This is a genomic window from Actinacidiphila sp. bgisy167, assembly GCF_965342175.1.
Classification (GTDB): Bacteria; Actinomycetota; Actinomycetes; order Streptomycetales; family Streptomycetaceae; genus Actinacidiphila.
On record NZ_CBDRBL010000019.1, the window covers coordinates 1 to 17,048 of the forward strand.

The window sequence follows — 17,048 nt, forward strand, 5'->3', positions numbered from 1 at the left end:
ACGCGGAGACGGCCGCAGGACCCCTGCGGTGGGTTTCCGGGTCACCGCGGTACGCCTCCCGCCGCCACCATGAAGTGCATCAGATCCCTGTCGGAACGAAGCGAAGTACCGCCGGCGGCGGGGCTTCCCGACACGGACCGCCGGCCCCGGCGAACCCCGCCTTCCCGGGCGCCCGCCCACGCCCCGCGCCGAGCGGGGCGTGGACGTCCGGCACGACACGACCCGGGGTTCCGACGCACGAGCAGCGTGCTGGACGCGGGCGTCGCCCACGCGGCGGCCCTCCGCGGCAGCACCCACACCCGCTTGCCCTCCGGGGTCCGGGAGCACGCCCCACCGGTGTGCCGCCGCGGCGATCAGCCGGCCGCGCCCGCTTGGGCCGCCCGGCCCGGCAGGACGGGAGCCACCACGGCAGGACGGGCGAGCGGTCGCTGACGGGCGGCCCGCACCCCTCGGCGGCCAGGTCGTCCCGGGGCAGCTCGCACTCCGGGGAGCGTGCGTGCCGGTTGTCACCGTCCGGATGATGCCGCTCCCCAACGAGGCGCACCCGGCCCTCGACGGCCCCACGCGCCTGCCGCAGACCCCTGTCTGTGCCTGCTCGCCCGTCTCGAAGTGCGGGGCCGCAGCGTGCTGGTGAAGGGCCGGAACGAGGTCGGCGAACTCCACCCGCGCTATGCGTCAATCTGCTCACAGACCTTCAGCGTGGGGACTGCGCCCAGATGATCGAGCGGATCGCGGGGGAGCTACGACAGTCCGGCTCGGCGAGGGCGGTGCCTGCGTCGAGGGCGCCCACGCGCCCGGCGCCGTCCCTGTGCGGGACTCCGAGGAACCGGCCGCCGAGGAGTGGACAGCGTTCATCCACTTCGTCGCACACACCACCGGGACGCGAGTAGAGTAACCAGCCGATCACTCTTCGTGCCTGAGGCATGAAGCGGCCCCCAGCGGTGCGCCAACACCGGCAGGGGGCCTACACCACGAGGCCTACCCCTAAGAAAGAGCCCCGCAAATGATGCGCCATGTTATCTCGCCGTCCCGCTTCTTCTCCCAGACGCCGAACGACCTCATCCGCCATCCGCGTCTGAACGGCACCGCCGTACGGCTGCTGCAGTGGGCGCTCTCCCTGCCGGAGGACTCGCGGGAGACCTTGCAGAGCATCGGCGAGAAGATGCCCGAGGGGCGCATCGCCCTGCGCCGGGCCCGGCAGCAGCTCGAGGCCGAGGGCTATGTCCACACCCGCCGCACCCAGAGCCCCGAGACCGGCCGCTGGACGACCCGGGTGCTCGTCTCCAACGTGCCGCTGCGCGACCCCGCCGAGATCGACGCCGCCTTCGCGGCTCCGAGTGGCAGCGCGCTGACGGCCGGTGCGCCGTCCGTACGGGCCGTCGGCGCATCCCCCAAGGGGGAGAACAGGGAGGAGCAGAACACCTCCCACCCCGAACCCCCCACAGGCGAGCCGCTGGTCGCCCGCGCGGCGGCCGCGCTGCAGCGCCTCGGGCGGCGCGAGGCCAGGCTCACCCTGGGCGTCGCCGAGGCGGCCCGGCTCGCTCCGCTCGCGGCCCGCTGGCTGGCCCACGGGACGAGCGAGCTGGAGCTTGGGACCGCCCTGTCCGCCGGGCTGCCGCGCACCGTGCACTCCCCCGCCGGTTTCATCGCCCGACGTCTGCGCGACAAGCTCCCCGCGCCTCGCCCCGCCCGCGACCCCGCCGCCCCGGCGGCCCCGCTCCCCGAATGCCCCGGCTGCGGCGACCCGCTGCCCCACGGCGCCACCGGCCCCTGTCTGCCCTGCGCCACCATCGCGTCCGCCGCCGACCCCGCCCCCGACCCCGCTTCCGGCGCCCCGTCAGCCGCACGGCGCGGCGCGGCCCTGGTACGCGCGGGCATCGTGCGGCAGCGGCCCGGCGCGGGGGCGCGAGCGTCCGCCGATATCAACTGAGACCCAATTTGATATCTCAGAAGGAAGCATCCACGCCCGAGGAGGCTCGCATGACCCGCACCGTCATCGACGTCGACGACCAGATGCTGGCGGAGGCGGCCGAGATCTTCGGCACCACCACCAAAGTCGCCACCGTGAACGCAGCCCTGGCAGACGCGATCAAGCGCCGCAAGCGCGCCTCGTTCCTCGACTGGCTTGCGGAAGGCGGACTTCCCGGCCTCACCGGCGAGGTCGGGGCGGCGCACGACCCGCACCGAGTCGCATGAGAGATCGCTTCCTCATCGACGAGTCCGCTCTCGCCCGTTACCCGAAACCCTCGGTGAGGGCGGTGATCGAACCCCTCCACGACGCCGGGTTGCTCGCCGTCTGCGGGGCCGTCGAACTGGAGGTGCTCCACAGCGCACGGTCCAAGGCGGACGCAGACCGCATCCGAGACGGCATGCGGGGTTTCGACTGGCTGCCCACGCCGGACGAGGCATGGGACCGCGCGCTGGACGTGCAGACGCACCTCATTGCCGCCGGGAACTGGAAGGCGCTTTCCCTGGCAGACCTGATCATCGCGGCTACCGCGGAACGGCACGGCGCGACCGTCCTGCACTACGACGGCGACTTCGACATGATCGCCGACGTGACCGGCCAGCCCGTGCGCTGGGTGGTCCCGTCCGGCACGGCCGACTGACGCCTCGCCTGACACCGACCTGACGCACCGCCTGCCGCCGCTCCGTCAGATGGCTGTCCTCGACCGTTCATCCTCTTCGGTCACCCGAAGTGCGGTGTGCCTCGCACAGGGTGACGATGGGCGCAATCGCTTCGACCTGGAGCGAGCTCCTTCCGTCATCTTCGAAGGCAGAGAGATGAACATACGAGCGAAGAAGACCATGTCCGGTCGACCCCGTCATAAGGTGCTTTGGGGTGTCGCCGGAACCATGGCGGCCGCCGCCGCGGTCGTCACGACCACCGCATTCGTCGCCCCCGTGAACGCCACCGCCTCCGCCACCGCGCGCACCGCCGCGGTCGCCGACGCCGCCGCCTCGAACCCCGTCAAGGGCGGCAACAACCGCGACGACTGGCGGCTGAGGACCGCCGAGTTCCTCGGTGTCTCCGCCGTCGTCCCCATGAACACCACCCAGACCGTCTCGGCACGGTGCCCCTCGCGCACCGAAGTCACCGGTGGCGGCTTCGTCCTCAGCAGCAGCGACCTGCACGTGCTGACGAGTCAGCGGTCCGGCAACGGCTGGACGGTCACCGTCCGGAACATCGGCGGTTCGACGCTGACCAGCCCCACCGCCCGCGCCGTCGTGGAGTGCGCCGCGATCGTGCGGGACAACAACAACTGGTGACCCCCCCCTTCCCCCGGGCCACCGCCCCGGCCGCCCGTCGCACGGGAACGGCGGACCGGGGCGGCGGGCCCAGCCCGACCGGCGTCAGGAGCGCTTGCCCGCCGCCTCCGCCGCGCGGCAGACCGCGACGCCCAGCACCACCAGGAGGACGCACGCGTATATCTCGTAGCCGTCCAGGAAGCCGATCCGGTACGTCAGCGCCCAGAGCCGGAACCAGCCGCCCGTGAGCTGGTGGACGATGCCGCCGATGCCCTGGGAGAGCAGCACGAAGCCGAGAAAGCCGAGGAATCCCTTCACGCCACGAGGTTAGGGAGCGGCCGCCCGCGCCGGCTGTCGGCGAAGGTCGCCGATCACGCGCGGGTTGTCGTCCGAAAGTCTCCCCTTGGGACGCGGGCTGGTGCGGCGGCCCCGGATCCGTGCATTCGGAGGAATGCGACGCGCACCGAAGGACACCGTCGCCGACATCGCGGTCTTCCTCGGTGCGGCGGCCTTCTCCGTGCTGTCCGCGCGGTGCTCGCCTGAGTGCAGCACCTGACTGGGAGACGCAGCGGAGCTGCGGCGACCGACGACAACGCCGCCAGGCGAGAGCCATCGACCCGCGACGCCGGCCCGCCTATGCGCGCGGCCTCTATGCCCTGTCCTCGGCGTCGCGCTCCTCCAGGGCGTCCGCGAGGGCGTCGACCAGCGCGACGACGCCTTCCGGGCCGTCCACGACGAGGTCGGCCCGCGACGCCAGTTCGGCCACCTCCGCGCTGCCGCTGCACACCAGCACGCCGGGCAGGCCCTCGGCGCGCCGCTTCTCCACGGCCCCGAAGGCGGCCAGGTCGCCCAGGTCGTCTCCGGCGTAGAGCACGGGACCGGCGCCGACCTCGCGCAGGTAGTCGTTGAGGGCCACGCCCTTGTCCATGCCGGGCGGCCGCAGCTCCAGCACCATCCGGCCCGGCTCCACGATCAGCCCGTGGCGGTCGGCCAGTTCACGGAGCGGCCCGCTCAACGCCTCGAACGCCGCCTGCGGGTCCTCCGTGCGGCGCGTGTGGACGGCCACCGCGCGGCCCTTGTCCTCCACCCAGGTGCCGTGCCACGCGCCGATCGCGTCCAGCACGCCCGGAAGTTCGGCCCGCACCGCGTTGACACCGGGGTGCGGACCGGGGGCCTTGACCTGGCCGGAACGGGCGTCCCAGCGCTCGGCGCCGTAGTGGCCGAGCACGACCATGTGCTCCAGCGCGGGTACGCCGGCGAAGCCGCCGTACCGCACGGCCACGCCCGCGGGACGGCCGGTCACCACCACGACGGACCCGATGCGCGGGGCCAGCCGGGCCAGCGCGGCGGCGGCGCGGGGGTGGGCCCGCGCGGCGTCCGGATCCGGCACGATCGGCGCCAGCGTCCCGTCGAAGTCCAGTGCCAGCACGGCCCTGCGGGGCTCCGCGAGCAGTGCGGCCAGGCCGTCCTTGCCCTCGGGCGTCGTGGGTACCGGCACTTCGTCCCTGCGGCTGCGGCTCATGACACCGACCATACCGACCCCTGCGGGGGGCGTGCCCGGCGTACGGAGGCATTCCGCCACGGCGGTGTCCTCCGGGACCGGTCGGTGTGCGTGAGGTGGGCTGTGCGGCACTCCCGGTGGGCGGGTGCGGTTCATCTCGCGCCCTTCGGGCGCGAAGACGCGGGCCCCGTCCGCAGCCCGCGCTGTGCGCCCGAAGGGCGCGAGACGGCGGGACAGCCGACGTGCCGTCCTCACCGGCAGCACCCGCTGACGCCGCGGGACGACCGGGGCCCCGCCAGGCACCGGCGTCAACGAAGGGTGCGGTGGGTGTCGCGGGTGCGGCGGAGGCGGTTGACCGTGACCGGGTCGTGCGCGAGGGCGCGGGGGTCGTCCAGGAGGGCGTTGAGGAGCTGGTAGTAGCGCGTCGGGGAGATGCCGAGGCGTTCGCGGACGGCGCGTTCCTTCGCGCCGGGGCCGGCCCAGCTGCGGCGGGCGATGTCGAGGACCGCGCGGTCCTGCTCCGTCAGCCCCTCGGCGGGGGTGTCCGCCCCGGTTTCGTCCCGTTCCATCCGACCACCCTATCCGCGCCCGGGTCGCCGCCCCTCCCCGTCCCTTCGGACCGCTGCGTGACGCCCCGATCGCGCCATGTGTGTCCGCCCCAGCGCCCCGGGCAGTCCGACACGCGAGGCACGTGATCTCTTTCCGGCAAGTGGACTAGACCTTTTGCCGGGTACCGCGCGACACTGTCCCCCGTGGAACACGTCATCGCCCTCGATGTCGGCGGCACCGGCATGAAGGCCGCCCTGGTCGCGGCGGACGGCACGCTGCTGCACCAGGCGCGCCGCCCGACCGGCCGGGAGCGCGGCCCGGACGCCGTGGTCGAGTCCGTGCTCCGCTTCGCCGCGGACCTGCGGGCCCACGGTGAGCGCGCCTACGGCCGGCCCGCCGCCGCGGCCGGAGTCGCCGTGCCGGGTCTGGTCGACGAGCGGGCCGGCGTCGCGCTCTACTCCGCGAACCTCGGCTGGCGCGACGCGCCCCTGCGCGACCTGCTGGCCCGCCGGCTCGGCGGCACTCCCGTCGCCCTGGGCCACGACGTGCGCGTCGGCGGCCTCGCCGAGGGACGGCTGGGCGCGGGGCAGGGCGCCGAGCGCTTCCTGTTCGTGGCGCTGGGCACCGGCATCGCGGGCGCGACCGGCATCGAGAACCGGGTCGAGGCCACCGAGCTCGGGCACGTCGTCGTCCGCCCCGGCGGACCGGCCTGCGCCTGCGGCGGGCGGGGCTGCCTGGAGGCCGCGGCCTCCGCCGCCGCCGTGGCCCGCGCCTGGGAGGCCGCGGGCGGCGGCCCGGACGCCGGCGCCGCCGGCTGCGCCGCCGCGGTCGAGGCGGGCGACCCCCGCGCGGCGGCCGTGTGGGACGAGGCCGTCGCCGCCCTCGCCGACGGCCTGGTCACCGGGATCACCCTGCTCGCCCCGGGCACGCTGATCGTGGGCGGCGGACTCGCCGAGGCCGGCGACACCCTCCTCGCACCGCTGCGGGCGGCCGTCGAGCGGCGGCTGACCTTCCAGCAACTCCCCCTAATCGTGCCGGCGGCCCTCGGGGACACCGCCGGATGCCTGGGCGCAGGGCTGCTCGCCTGGGATCTTCTCTCCCTGGAGGTGACCGCGTGACCGCGGCAACCAGCGTGCTGACCGGCGCCCATGTGGTACTGCCGGACGGCGTGGCCGAGGACGGCCGGGTGACCGTCGCGGGCCGCTCGATCGTCGCCGACGACCCGCGCCAGGCGTCCACCCTCGATCTGACGGGGCACTGGATCGTGCCCGGTTTCGTCGACATCCACGTGCACGGCGGCGGCGGCGCCTCCTTCTCCTCCGGGGACGCGGAGGCCGTCCTCACCGGGATCGAGACCCATCGGCGGCACGGCACCACGACCCTGCTCGCCTCCACAGTGACCGGGGACCTGGACGACCTGTCCCGGCAGGCCGCGCTGCTGTCGGAGCTGGTCGAGCAGGGCGACCTGGCCGGCATCCACTTCGAGGGGCCCTTCATCTCCCCGCACCGGCGCGGCGCGCACAAGCCCTCGCTGCTGCGGGAGCCGCACCCCTCGGACGTCCGCAAGCTGCTCGACGCCGCCCGGGGCGCCGCGCGCATGGTCACCCTCGCCCCGGAACTGCCCGGCGGGCTCGACTCGGTGCGGATGCTGGCGGAGCACGGCGTCATCGCCGCCGTCGGCCACACCGACGCCGCCTACGAGGCCACCCTGCGGGCCGTCGAGGCGGGCGCCACCGTGGCGACGCACCTGTTCAACGCCATGCCCCCGCTGCTGCACCGCGAACCCGGCCCGATCGCCGCGCTGCTGGAGGACGAGCGGGTCACCGTCGAGCTCATCAACGACGGCGTCCACCTCCACCCGGCGGTCCTGGAGCTGGCGTTCCGCAGCGCCGGGGCCGACCGGGTCGCCTTCATCACCGACGCCATGGACGCGGCCGGATTCGGCGACGGCCGCTATCTGCTGGGCCCGATGGAGGTCGACGTCGTCGACGGCGTCGCCCGGCTCGTCGAGGGCGGCTCCATCGCGGGCTCCACCCTCACCCTGGACACGGCCTTCAAGCGGGCGGTGACCGTGGACGGGCTGCCCGTCGGCGACGCGGTGCGCGCGCTCAGCGCCAACCCGGCCCGGCTGCTGGGCGCGTACGACCGGATCGGCTCCCTGGAGCCGGGCAAGGACGCCGACCTGGTGGTCCTCGACGCGTCGTTCGACCTCGTGGGCGTGATGCGGAAGGGCAGTTGGGTCGTCGAGCCCTGACCGGCCCTGGGGCGCCGGGGTCTGTGCCTGCGGGCGTTCCTTTGGCATGATCCCTTCCCGTCGCAACACGCTGTTGGAAGGGATCGAGCGGTGATCCTCACCGTCACGCTGAACGCCGCCGTCGACGTGACCTACCGTGTCCCCCGGCTGCGCCCGCACACCACCCACCGGGTGTCGGAGACGGCGGAACGCCCCGGCGGCAAGGGGCTGAACGTCGCCCGCGTCCTCGCCGCGCTCGGCCATGAGGCCGTGGCGACCGGCTTCGCGGGCGGCCCGCCCGGTGACCGGCTGCGCGCCTGGCTGACGGGCGTCGACGGCGTCACGGACGCCCTGGTGCCGATCTCCGGCAGCACCCGGCGGACGGTGGGCGTCGTGGACGAGTCGGGCGGCGGCACCACGATGTTCAACGAGCCCGGGCCGACCATCACTTCGGAGGAGTGGGCGGCCCTCCTCAGCACGTACCGCGCGTTCCTGGAGGGCGGCACGACCCGTGCCGTGGCGCTGTGCGGCAGCCTGCCGCCCGGGCTGCCCGTCGGCTGCTACGCCGACCTCGTGCGGGACGCGCGCGCCGCGGGCGTCCCTGTGCTGCTGGACACCAGCGGCGAGCCACTGCGGCGGGGTCTGGCCGCCCGTCCCGACCTCGTCAAGCCCAACGCCGCCGAGCTGACCGGGCTCACCGGCGCGACGGAGCCGATGCGCGCCGCCCGCGACGCCCGCCGCCGGGGCGCACGGGCCGTCGCGGCCTCGCTCGGCCCCGACGGGATGCTGGCCCTCGCCGAGGACGGCACCGTGTGGACCGCCCGGCCCCCCGCCCCCGTGTCGGGCAATCCCGCCGGGGCCGGCGACTCGGCCGTCGCCGCCCTGCTCGCCGGGCTCGTCGAGGGCCTGGACTGGCCGGGGCGGCTCATCCGCGCCGTCGCCCTCTCGGCGGCCACCGTGGCGGCGCCCGTCGCGGGCGAGTTCGACCGCGCGGTGTACGGAGACCTGCTGGGGCGGGTCGACGTGATCAGTGCGGGCGACTCACGGCAGTAGCCCGTCGCGGCCCGCGGGCCACGACGGGAGCGGCCTCACCAGCCCTCGGGGGCCTGGCCCTTGTCCAGCAGTGCCAGCTGGTCCAGGTTGAAGTGGCAGGCGTCGCCCTGAGCGCAGGTCACGGCGAGCGTGTTGGTCCCCTGCTTCAGGTCGAGGGTGGCGTAGGAGCGGTACCAGTGGTTCCAGTCGCCCTTCTTGCCGTAGTTCCTGAGGTCCGGCTTGTAGCTCTGGGGCGACCCGTTGACCACGATCGTGGCGCTGGCCGAGTCCTTCTCCGCGTTGTTGTAGCGGAGCCAGAAGTCGTACGAGCCGTCCTTCGGGACCTCGACCTTCCACGTCACCGACGCGCCCACCGCGTTCATGTTCTCGATGTACTTGCCGCCGGCCGCCATGGTGCCCTTGTACTGGGAGCCGACCCGCGCGCCGCCCGCCGGCACCAGCGTCGCCGCGTCGACGACACCGGGCGCGGTCGCGGTCGCCGGCGCCGAGGGCTCGGTGGTGGTGTCGTCCGTGCCGGTGTCGGCGGGGGCCGTCGGCGAGGAGGTGGCGCCGCCCGCCTGCGGCTTGTCGTCGTCGCCGCCCGCCATGGCGACGCCGATGCCGATCGCCACGGCGGCGACCACGGCGACGGCGCCGATCAGCAGGCTCTTGCTGTTGGGGCCGCCGGCACGCGGGGCCGCGTCGCGGCGGCTGCCGCCGGCGCCCGGGCCGGACGGGCCGGACGGGCCGCCGGCGCCCGGGCCGGACGGGCCGGACGGGCCGCCGGGGCCCTGGGGGAACTGCTGGTGCTGCTGGCCGTACCCCGGCTGCGGCGGGCCGTAGCCAGGCTGCTGCTGGCCATGGCCGGACTGCTGCTGACCGTATCCGGGCTGCTGCTGGGGGTAGCCGTATCCCGGCTGCTGCTGCGGCTGCTGCGGCTGCTGCGGCCGCCGCTCACCGACGCGCTGCACCTGGTTGTACGAGGTACGGGGCACGCCGGGCTGGGCGGCAGCCGGCTGACCCGGCTCGTCTCCGTCCTGGCGGTACAGGTACGCGAAGGGGTCGTCACCCTCGGGCTCGGGAGCACCGTTGTTGCCGGCCGTCATCCGCTCTTCACCTTTCACTGCCTGCCGCCACTGCCTGTCGCTTGTGAAGCACCTATCAGCACCGGGCCATCCGGCGAAAGGCGTGCGCTCTCCCGATGACCGATGTTCATGATCAGTTCGTCCGCGGCCGTCACGGGCGGGCACACCTCTGACCACGGCAGCCTACCTGGAACCGGTGATGGGCCGCTCAACCGTTTGAAGCCCCGGGGGTGCGCATACGGTGGTGGCGTGATCGACAGCACAGCGGCGTGGACGGGGTGGCGGGAAGCCACCGAGCGGGCCCTCTACGGCCCCGGAGGGTTCTTCCGGCGGGAGCGCCCGGCCGCGCATTTCCGCACGTCGGTCCATGCCTCGCCGCTGTTCGCGGCGGCCGTCGCACGCCTGCTGGAACGCGTCGACACCGAGCTCGGGCACCCCGCGGAACTGGCCCTGGTGGACGTCGGCGCCGGCGAGGGGGAACTGCTCACGGGGGTGCTCGATGTGGTTCCCGCCACGCTGGGCGCCCGCCTGCGGCCGTACGCGGTGGAGAAGGCACCGCGGCCCGAGGGCCTGGACGCCCGGGTGGCCTGGTGCGGCGAGCTCCCCCGGGGCCTGGCGGGCCTGCTGTTCGCCAACGAGTGGCTGGACAACGTGCCCGTCGAGGTCGTGGAGACCGACACCGAAGGGGTGCCCCGCCACGTCCTCGTCCGCGCCGCCGACGGCGCCGAACGCCTCGGCGACCCGGTGGTCGGACAGGACGCGGCCTGGCTTCGGCGGTGGTGGCCCGTCGAGGGCGCGCCGGCCGGGACCCGGGCGGAGATCGGCCGCGGGCGGGATGCCGCCTGGGCCGCGGCGGTGGCCTGTCTGGAGGCCGGGCTCGCCGTCGCGGTGGACTACGGGCACCTGGCCGGGGGCCGCCCGCCCTACGGGACGCTGACCGCGTTCCGGGCGGGCCGCGAGGTCTCGCCCCCGGTGCCCGACGGCTCCTGCGACCTCACGGCGCATGTGGCGATGGACGCCTGCGCGGGCCCCGGGGCGGTCCTGCGCACCCAGCGCGAGGCCCTGGGCGCCCTGGGGGTCTCCGGGGCCCGTCCGCCGCTCTCGCTGGCCTCCTCCGACCCCGCCGGGTACGTCCGCGCCCTGGCCCGCGCCGGCGAGGCGGCCGAGGTCACCGACCCGTCCGGGCTCGGCGGCTTCCTGTGGCTGGAACAGCCGGTCCGGGCGGCCGGACAAGCCCCGGGGGGCACGCCCCCGGAAGGGTGAGGGGGTGGGAAACTGGGGCCATGACGGAGACCACGATCGGCATCGGCGGCGCGGCCGAGGGCACCGACATGGTGCTGAACATCGGCCCGCAGCACCCCTCGACGCACGGCGTGCTGCGCCTGCGGCTGAGCCTGGACGGCGAGCGGATCAGCTCGGCGGAGCCGATCATCGGGTACATGCACCGCGGCGCGGAGAAGCTCTTCGAGGCCCGGGACTACCGCCAGATCATCATGCTGGCCAACCGGCACGACTGGCTCTCCGCCTTCTCCAACGAACTCGGCGTCGTGCTCGCCGTGGAGCGCATGCTCGGCATGGAGGTCCCCGAGCGCGCGGTGTGGACGCGCACGCTGCTCGCCGAGCTGAACCGGGTGCTCAACCACCTGATGTTCCTCGGCTCCTACCCGCTCGAACTGGGCGGGATCACCCCGATCTTCCACGCCTTCCGCGAACGCGAGGACCTGCAGGCGGTCATGGAGGAGGTCTCCGGCGGCCGCATGCACTACATGTTCAACCGCGTCGGCGGCCTCAAGGAGGACCTTCCCAACGGCTGGCACGGCCGGGTGCGCGCCGCCGTCGCCGGTGTGCGCTCGCGCATGCAGACCTTCGACGACCTCGTCCTGGGCAACGAGATCTTCCGCGGCCGCACCCGGGGTGTCGGCGTCCTCTCCGTCGACGACGTGCACGCCTACGGGGTGAGCGGGCCGATCGCCCGTGCCTCGGGCGTCGACTTCGACCTGCGCCGGGACGAGCCCTACCTGTCGTACGCGGAGCTGGCGGACACCCTCAAGGTGCCCACGCGCACCGCGGGGGACTGCCTGGCCCGCTTCGAGGTGCTGCTGGAGCAGACCCACAACGCTCTGGACCTCGCCGACGCGTGCCTGGACCGGCTCGCCGAACTGCCCCCCGGCCCCATCAACCAGCGGCTGCCGAAGGTGCTCAAGGCCCCCGAGGGCCACACCTACGCCTGGACGGAGAACCCGCTCGGGCTGAACGGCTACTACCTGGTGTCCAAGGGCGACAAGACGCCGTACCGGCTGAAGCTGCGCTCGGCGTCCTACAACAACGTCCAGGCGCTCGCCGTGCTGCTGCCGGGCACCCTGGTCGCCGACATGGTGGCGATCCTGGGCTCGATGTTCTTCGTCGTCGGCGACATCGACAAGTGACCGGTGGGCCGCCCGCGAGCGGGCGGCCCGGCCGGCGCGGGCTCCGGGGAAGTGGGCCCGGCCGGCGTCAGGAGGTGCGGGCGCGCAGCTCGCTGAGGTCCAGTTGCTCGGTCTCGTCGTGCGCGGTCAGATCGATGACCTCGGTCTGCTCGGCCACGGCCTCGTCCCCGACGACGTCGGCGAGGTCCGCGAGGGCCGGGGCCGCGGGCGCCGCCTCCAGCTCCTGGGGGCGGGCCTTGCCGCTCTTCGTCCCGAAGAAGTCGAAGCCGCCCAGGGCGCGGCTGGCCTGCCGCTGCGGGCTGGCGTAGGGCAGCACGGCCGCGGCGACCGCCGGGACGAGCTTGGGCTGGCGCACCGGCAGCGCCGGGGATTCCCCGCTGTCGCCGGGGTGGGCGCCCGCGTCGGCCGGGCGGTCCCGCGCCGCGTCCAGCGCGTGCCTGCCCTGCGGCTCGTCGGTGGCGGCGAGATCGCGGCGGCGCGCCTCCTCGACGGTGAGCGCGGCCTGCTGGCGGGCGCCGTTGCGCGACAGGTCCCGCAGCGCCGCCGACGCCTGCAGGTACGCGGCCGGGCTGACCGGTCCCGTGTAGGGCACGGGGAGCGCGGGGGCGACCGCCTTCTTGGCGACGCGGCCCTCCTCCAGCGCGCGGGCCCGCTCGGACTCGGCGGTGGCGTAGCGGCGCAGCAGGTCCGCGTGCTCCGTGCGCAGCCGGGCCAGTTCGGCGCGCTTGGCGCGCAGCTTGTTCTCCAGCTTGCCGCGCAGCTCGCGGGAGTCCTCGAGGTCCACCTCGAGTTCCGCGATCCGCTCGTCGGCACGCCACTCGTCGCGCACCCGCGCGGCCTTGAGGTCGGCGACCTCCTTGCCGGCGGCGCGGTCCCAGCTGCGCAGCAGGTAGGCGCCGACGCCGGCGGCGCCAGCCGCGGCGACGACGAGGACACGGAGCAGCACCGGATCACCGGTCACCAGTGCGCCCACGGCGAGGACCGCGGCGGAGCCGGCGACCGTCACGGGCGGGAGCAGCCGGTGCAGCGGCTGGGAATGGCGGTGTCGTCCACGGGGCATGAAAGGGAACTTAGCGTGCCGGTGAGCCGTGTGGGGCCGCGGCATGCGTTTTCCGAGCGAACACACAACGACAAATACGAAGGGCGTCCACGCGCGTACAAAACGTCACGTGAACGCCCTTCCCCGCCCTTTATTGATCTTGATTGGCGGGTCGCGGCGGTCCCGCGGTCTCAGCTCTTCAGCAGACCCTTCGCCTTCAGATAGTCCGCGGCCACGTCCGCGGGCTTCTTGCGCTCGCCGTCCACCTTCCGGTTCAGCTCCGTGAGGTCGGCCGTGGTGAGCACCTCGGTGAGCTTGCCGAGGGCGGCGGCGACGTCCGCCCCGCCGGCCTCCTTCGCGTTGACGACGGGCAGCACGTTGTCCGCGTTCTGCAGGCCCTTGTCGTCCGCCAGGAGCACCAGGCCGAACTGGTCGAGAGTGGCGTCCGTGGTCGTGGTGAGCACCAGCTGGTCGGTGCCGTCCTTGACGGCCTGCTTGGACTGGACGGTCCCGACGCCCTTGGCGTCCACCGACGTGACGTCTATGCCGTAGGTCTTCTTCAGGCCCGGCGAGCAGAAGGGGCGGACGGAGCATTCCTCGCCCGCGGCCAGCCTGACTTTGATCTTGGATTTACCAAGGTCGGAAAGGGTCTTGAGGTTGTGCTCCGTCGCGAAGTCCTTCGTGACCGCGAACGCGTTCTGGTCGACGGCCTCTCCGGCCGGCAGCACCTTCAGTCCGCGCGGGGCGGCGAGTTCGGTGAGCGCCTTGACGGTGGCGTCGACGTCGGAAGAGGCGACGGGCGCGGCGTCCTTGCCGTTCACCTTCGCGTTGAGGAATTCCGCGAGGGTGGCCGCGTATTCCGGAACGACGTCGATCTGGCCCTTTTCCAGAGCGGGTTCGTACAGCTCGCGATTGTCGACGGTCTTGATCGTGGTCGTGTAGCCGGCGTCGGTCAGCACCTGCGCATACAGCTGCGCGAGGACCGTGCTCTCGGTGAACCCGGCGGAGCCGACGGTCAGGGAGCCCTTGCCGCCGCCGGCCGACGAGCTGCCCCCTCCCCCGCTCTTCTCCAGGCTGTCGCCGCCGCAGGCCGCCAGGCCGGCGGCGAGGACCGTCGCGGCGGCCACGGCGGTGGCGGTGCGCAGGGCCTTGCTCATGTGAACTCCATCTGATGGGTGGGACGGGCAGGTCTTCGGGCGGGCGGGGACTTCCGCGCGGGCGACACCAGGCGCTGCAGCAACAGGAAGACTCCTTCCACGAGCAGGGCGAACGCGGCCACCAGCACCGCGCCCGCGACGACCTTCGGGGTGTCGTACTGGGCGAAGCCCGCGGTGATGATCCGGCCGAGGCCGCCCTCGCCGGGCAGGGCGGCGAGGGTCGCGGTGGCGACGACCTGGACGGCGGCCGAACGCACCCCGCTCATGACGAAGGGCGCCGCCAGCGGCAGCTCCACCCGGGCCAGCAGTTGGCCGCCGGACATCCCCATGCCGCGGGCGGCCTCCACCGCGTCCCGGTCGACCTGGCGCATGCCGACGTAGGTGTTGGTGAGCAGCGGCGGGACGGCGAACAGCACCAAGGCGATGACGGTCGGCCAGTAGCGCGCCGAGTTCGTCGCGACGATGAGCAGCACCAGGACGGCGAAGGTGGGCACCGCACGCCCGACGTTGGAGAGGTTCACAGCGAGCGCGCCGCCCTTGCCGAGGTGGCCGAGGAGGATCGCGACGGGCAGGGCCACGGCGCAGGCGATGGCCAAGGACACGGAGGTCAGCACGAGGTGCTCGCCGAGCCGCTGCAGGACCCCGTCGGTGCCGGTCCAGTTGGCGCCCGTGGTCAGCCAGTCCCACGCGCCGGGGATCGCCCCCATCAGCCCACCGCCTTCGCGGCCCTGGTCCACGGCGTGAGCAGCCGCTGCACCCCGAGCAGCAGCAGATCGGCGACGAGGGCGAACACCACGCAGATCACGGACGCGGTGAGCACCTCCGCCTTGAAGAAGCTCTGCATGCCGTCCTTGATGAGATTGCCGAGACCTCCGTAGCCGACGATCGCGCCGACCGTGGTGAGGGAGACCGTGGCGACCGTGGCGATGCGCACGCCCGCCATCACCGCGGGGAGCGCCAGCGGCAGCTCGACCTCCCACAGCAGGCGTACCGGCCCGTAGCCCATGCCGCGCGCGGCCTCCCGCGCGTCCTCGGGCACGGCGTCCAGTCCGGCCAGGAAGTTCCTGACGAGGATGGTGAGCGAGTACAGGGTCAGACCGGTGACGACCACCGACGCGGAGATCCCGAACACCGGGACCAGCAGCGAGAAGAGGGCCAGGGACGGGATGGTGTAGAGCACCGTCGTCACCCCCAGCACCGGCCCCTCGGCCGCCCGCCAGCGCCGGGCGAGCAGGGCCAGCGGCAGCGCGAGCAGCACACCCGCCGCCACCGACGCAGCGGTGATCCACAGGTGTTCCACCCCGGCGTCCAGCAACTCCTGACTGCGTGTGCGCACATACTCACCGCAGATCCACTGGTTCGCCGCGAGGCAGTCCTGTCCCGCCATGCGATGCCACCTCCCCCGCCGCGATCAGATCATGCAAGGGAGCGTAAACCGTGCCTCTGACATTCCCGGCCTCCCGCCACAACACGGCAACACCCCCTTCACATCCGTCGCCGAGCGTGTACCAAGCTGGGGGGTGAGCCGCACCGCCTAGCGCCGACGAGAGGTCCCGATGATCCGCTTCGAGAACGTCACCAAGCGCTACCCCGACGGCACCACCGCCGTCGACGACCTGTCCTTCGACGTGCGCGAGGGCGAACTCGTCACCCTCGTCGGGCCGTCCGGCTGCGGCAAGACGACCACCATGAAGATGGTCAACCGGCTCATCGAGCCCACCGCGGGCCGGATCCTGCTGGACGGCGAGGACATCGCCCGCACCGACCCGGTGAGGCTGCGCCGCCGCATCGGCTACGTGATCCAGAACGTCGGCCTGTTCCCGCACAGGACCGTGCTGGAGAACACCGAGACCGTGCCCCACCTGCTCGGCTGGACGCGCGCCAAGCGCCGGGCGCGCGCCGCCGAGCTGCTGGAACTCGTCGGCCTGGACCCGTCTGTGCACGGCTCGCGCTACCCCGGGCAGCTCTCGGGCGGGCAGCGGCAGCGGGTCGGCGTGGCCCGCGCGCTGGCGGCCGACCCGCCGCTGCTGCTGATGGACGAGCCCTTCGGCGCGGTCGACCCGGTGGTGCGCGAGCGGCTGCAGTCGGAGTTCCTGCGGCTGCAGGAACAGGTGCGCAAGACCGTGCTGTTCGTCACGCACGACATCGAGGAGGCGGTCCGGCTCGGCGACCGCATGGCGGTCTTCGGCCCCGGCCGGATCGAGCAGTACGACACCCCCGCGACCGTGCTCGGCTCCCCCGCCACCCCGTACGTCGCCGACTTCGTCGGCTCCGACCGCGGCATGAAGCGGCTGTCCGTCACCCCGGTCGAAGCCGGCGGCCTGGAGCACCCGCCCGTCGTCCGCGCCGGCTCGCCCGCCGCTGAGGCCGCCGCGCTCCTGGCGGAGCGGGGCGCCCCCTACGCGGTCGTCCTCGATGCCGACGGCGGGCTGCGCGGCTACGTCGCCGCGGGCGGCCCCACCTCGGGCACCGTGGACGACCACACCCTCCGCGTCGAGGCCCGGGTGCCGGTGGGCGCCCCCCTCAAGCAGGCGTTCAGCGCGATGCTCCAGCACGACGCGGGCTGGACGGCCGTCGTCGACGGCGACCGCTACGCCGGGGTGCTGACGCCCGCCACGCTCCATGCCGCGCTGCGCCGCTCGGTCAACGAAGACGGCGCGGACGGGCGGAACGGGAGCACGGGGCTGCCGGACGCGGCAGGGGCCGGGGCGGACGAGGACCGGGCGGTCGGCGGCCGCCAGGCGGAACCGGACGCCACTGCCTCCTGACGCCCCACC

Annotated in this window: 19 protein-coding genes; 11 read left to right on the forward strand and 8 right to left on the reverse strand. The window is 73.9% G+C overall.

Annotation, left to right across the window (positions count from 1 at the left end; translation table 11 throughout):
- Positions 1-670 precede the first annotated feature (670 nt).
- The 5 genes from ACRWND_RS10205 to ACRWND_RS10225 all read left to right on the forward strand — a co-directional run bounded on the left by ACRWND_RS10205 (position 671) and on the right by ACRWND_RS10225 (position 3,270).
- Entirely contained in the window at positions 671-895 is a 225-nt protein-coding gene (locus tag ACRWND_RS10205; protein WP_431948247.1) for a DUF397 domain-containing protein, read from the forward strand.
- Positions 896-1,003: 108 nt separating this feature from the next.
- Positions 1,004-1,930, forward strand: a complete 927-nt coding sequence (locus ACRWND_RS10210) for a hypothetical protein (RefSeq protein ID WP_431948249.1) — start codon at positions 1,004-1,006, stop codon at positions 1,928-1,930.
- Between the two features lie 50 nt (positions 1,931-1,980).
- Positions 1,981-2,196 carry a type II toxin-antitoxin system VapB family antitoxin gene (locus ACRWND_RS10215; protein WP_431948250.1) on the forward strand — a complete coding sequence of 72 codons (216 nt, stop codon included), beginning with the start codon at positions 1,981-1,983 and terminating at the stop codon, positions 2,194-2,196.
- On the forward strand, positions 2,193-2,609 hold the full coding sequence (locus ACRWND_RS10220; protein ID WP_431948252.1) for a PIN domain nuclease: 417 nt from the start codon (positions 2,193-2,195) through the stop codon (positions 2,607-2,609). The genes ACRWND_RS10215 and ACRWND_RS10220 overlap by 4 nt, the downstream gene beginning before the upstream one ends.
- A 247-nt stretch (positions 2,610-2,856) precedes the next feature.
- Positions 2,857-3,270: a hypothetical protein gene (locus ACRWND_RS10225; protein WP_431948254.1), complete on the forward strand. Its 414-nt coding sequence runs from the start codon at positions 2,857-2,859 to the stop codon at positions 3,268-3,270.
- Between the two features lie 84 nt (positions 3,271-3,354).
- Here ACRWND_RS10225 and ACRWND_RS10230 read toward each other — a convergent pair whose 3' ends face one another.
- The 3 genes from ACRWND_RS10230 to ACRWND_RS10240 form a co-directional block, all read right to left on the reverse strand.
- Positions 3,355-3,567 carry a hypothetical protein gene (locus ACRWND_RS10230; RefSeq protein WP_431948256.1) on the reverse strand — a complete coding sequence of 71 codons (213 nt, stop codon included), beginning with the start codon at positions 3,565-3,567 and terminating at the stop codon, positions 3,355-3,357.
- 331 nt (positions 3,568-3,898) lie between these two features.
- Positions 3,899-4,771: a trehalose-phosphatase gene (gene otsB, locus ACRWND_RS10235; protein ID WP_431948258.1), complete on the reverse strand. Its 873-nt coding sequence runs from the start codon at positions 4,769-4,771 to the stop codon at positions 3,899-3,901.
- Between the two features lie 287 nt (positions 4,772-5,058).
- Positions 5,059-5,319, reverse strand: coding sequence for a DUF3263 domain-containing protein (locus ACRWND_RS10240; protein WP_431948260.1), 261 nt, complete (start codon positions 5,317-5,319; stop codon positions 5,059-5,061).
- A 183-nt stretch (positions 5,320-5,502) separates the two neighbouring features.
- Here ACRWND_RS10240 and ACRWND_RS10245 point away from each other — a divergent pair, with 183 nt between their 5' ends.
- The 3 genes from ACRWND_RS10245 to ACRWND_RS10255 all read left to right on the forward strand — a co-directional run bounded on the left by ACRWND_RS10245 (position 5,503) and on the right by ACRWND_RS10255 (position 8,585).
- The gene (locus ACRWND_RS10245) at positions 5,503-6,417 is read left to right on the forward strand and encodes an ROK family protein (RefSeq protein ID WP_431948262.1); all 915 of its coding nucleotides are present in this window, start codon (positions 5,503-5,505) and stop codon (positions 6,415-6,417) included.
- Positions 6,360-7,553 (forward strand): N-acetylglucosamine-6-phosphate deacetylase, encoded by a 1,194-nt coding sequence (gene nagA / locus ACRWND_RS10250; RefSeq protein ID WP_431948264.1) that lies wholly within the window; start codon positions 6,360-6,362, stop codon positions 7,551-7,553. The genes ACRWND_RS10245 and nagA overlap by 58 nt, the downstream gene beginning before the upstream one ends.
- Positions 7,554-7,643: 90 nt before the next feature.
- The gene (locus ACRWND_RS10255; protein ID WP_431948266.1) at positions 7,644-8,585 is read left to right on the forward strand and encodes a 1-phosphofructokinase family hexose kinase; all 942 of its coding nucleotides are present in this window, start codon (positions 7,644-7,646) and stop codon (positions 8,583-8,585) included.
- A 35-nt stretch (positions 8,586-8,620) separates the two neighbouring features.
- Here ACRWND_RS10255 and ACRWND_RS10260 read toward each other — a convergent pair whose 3' ends face one another.
- Positions 8,621-9,670, reverse strand: coding sequence for a carbohydrate-binding protein (locus ACRWND_RS10260; RefSeq protein ID WP_431948268.1), 1,050 nt, complete (start codon positions 9,668-9,670; stop codon positions 8,621-8,623).
- A 228-nt stretch (positions 9,671-9,898) separates the two neighbouring features.
- Between ACRWND_RS10260 and ACRWND_RS10265 the strand changes: the two genes are divergently transcribed.
- Complete coding sequence (locus tag ACRWND_RS10265; protein WP_431948270.1) at positions 9,899-10,912, forward strand: SAM-dependent methyltransferase; 1,014 nt, start codon at positions 9,899-9,901, stop codon at positions 10,910-10,912.
- A 20-nt stretch (positions 10,913-10,932) separates the two neighbouring features.
- The gene (locus ACRWND_RS10270) at positions 10,933-12,075 is read left to right on the forward strand and encodes an NADH-quinone oxidoreductase subunit D (RefSeq protein WP_431948272.1); all 1,143 of its coding nucleotides are present in this window, start codon (positions 10,933-10,935) and stop codon (positions 12,073-12,075) included.
- A 67-nt stretch (positions 12,076-12,142) separates the two neighbouring features.
- Here the strand turns inward: ACRWND_RS10270 and ACRWND_RS10275 are convergent, their stop codons facing one another.
- From ACRWND_RS10275 to ACRWND_RS10290, 4 genes are all read right to left on the reverse strand, one after another.
- A complete protein-coding gene (locus ACRWND_RS10275; RefSeq protein WP_431948274.1) occupies positions 12,143-13,135 on the reverse strand; it encodes a hypothetical protein in 993 nt (330 codons plus the stop codon).
- Positions 13,136-13,305: 170 nt separating this feature from the next.
- A complete protein-coding gene (locus tag ACRWND_RS10280; protein WP_431948276.1) occupies positions 13,306-14,271 on the reverse strand; it encodes an ABC transporter substrate-binding protein in 966 nt (321 codons plus the stop codon).
- Entirely contained in the window at positions 14,268-14,978 is a 711-nt protein-coding gene (locus ACRWND_RS10285; protein ID WP_431948278.1) for an ABC transporter permease, read from the reverse strand. The genes ACRWND_RS10280 and ACRWND_RS10285 overlap by 4 nt, the downstream gene beginning before the upstream one ends.
- Positions 14,978-15,658, reverse strand: a complete 681-nt coding sequence (locus ACRWND_RS10290) for an ABC transporter permease (RefSeq protein ID WP_431948280.1) — start codon at positions 15,656-15,658, stop codon at positions 14,978-14,980. Before ACRWND_RS10290 ends, ACRWND_RS10285 begins: the two co-directional genes overlap by 1 nt.
- A 169-nt stretch (positions 15,659-15,827) precedes the next feature.
- On the opposite strand from ACRWND_RS10290, the gene ACRWND_RS10295 reads away from it, so the two are divergent.
- Entirely contained in the window at positions 15,828-17,039 is a 1,212-nt protein-coding gene (locus ACRWND_RS10295) for an ABC transporter ATP-binding protein (RefSeq protein ID WP_431948282.1), read from the forward strand.
- The last annotated feature ends 9 nt before the right edge of the window (positions 17,040-17,048 follow it).

Excerpts from the sequence above, each read along its gene's own strand:
- ACRWND_RS10205 (WP_431948247.1), top strand. The coding sequence starts at position 671 with ATGCGTCAATCTGCTCACAGACCTTCAGCGTGGGGACTGCGCCCAGAT.
- ACRWND_RS10210 (WP_431948249.1), top strand. The coding sequence starts at position 1,004 with ATGATGCGCCATGTTATCTCGCCGTCCCGCTTCTTCTCCCAGACGCCG.
- ACRWND_RS10215 (WP_431948250.1), top strand. The coding sequence starts at position 1,981 with ATGACCCGCACCGTCATCGACGTCGACGACCAGATGCTGGCGGAGGCG.
- ACRWND_RS10220 (WP_431948252.1), top strand. The coding sequence starts at position 2,193 with ATGAGAGATCGCTTCCTCATCGACGAGTCCGCTCTCGCCCGTTACCCG.
- ACRWND_RS10225 (WP_431948254.1), top strand. The coding sequence starts at position 2,857 with ATGGCGGCCGCCGCCGCGGTCGTCACGACCACCGCATTCGTCGCCCCC.
- otsB (WP_431948258.1), bottom strand. The coding sequence starts at position 4,771 with ATGAGCCGCAGCCGCAGGGACGAAGTGCCGGTACCCACGACGCCCGAG.
- ACRWND_RS10240 (WP_431948260.1), bottom strand. The coding sequence starts at position 5,319 with ATGGAACGGGACGAAACCGGGGCGGACACCCCCGCCGAGGGGCTGACG.
- nagA (WP_431948264.1), top strand. The coding sequence starts at position 6,360 with ATGCCTGGGCGCAGGGCTGCTCGCCTGGGATCTTCTCTCCCTGGAGGT.
- ACRWND_RS10260 (WP_431948268.1), bottom strand. The coding sequence starts at position 9,670 with ATGACGGCCGGCAACAACGGTGCTCCCGAGCCCGAGGGTGACGACCCC.
- ACRWND_RS10270 (WP_431948272.1), top strand. The coding sequence starts at position 10,933 with ATGACGGAGACCACGATCGGCATCGGCGGCGCGGCCGAGGGCACCGAC.
- ACRWND_RS10275 (WP_431948274.1), bottom strand. The coding sequence starts at position 13,135 with ATGCCCCGTGGACGACACCGCCATTCCCAGCCGCTGCACCGGCTGCTC.
- ACRWND_RS10280 (WP_431948276.1), bottom strand. The coding sequence starts at position 14,271 with ATGAGCAAGGCCCTGCGCACCGCCACCGCCGTGGCCGCCGCGACGGTC.
- ACRWND_RS10285 (WP_431948278.1), bottom strand. The coding sequence starts at position 14,978 with ATGGGGGCGATCCCCGGCGCGTGGGACTGGCTGACCACGGGCGCCAAC.
- ACRWND_RS10290 (WP_431948280.1), bottom strand. The coding sequence starts at position 15,658 with ATGGCGGGACAGGACTGCCTCGCGGCGAACCAGTGGATCTGCGGTGAG.
- ACRWND_RS10295 (WP_431948282.1), top strand. The coding sequence starts at position 15,828 with ATGATCCGCTTCGAGAACGTCACCAAGCGCTACCCCGACGGCACCACC.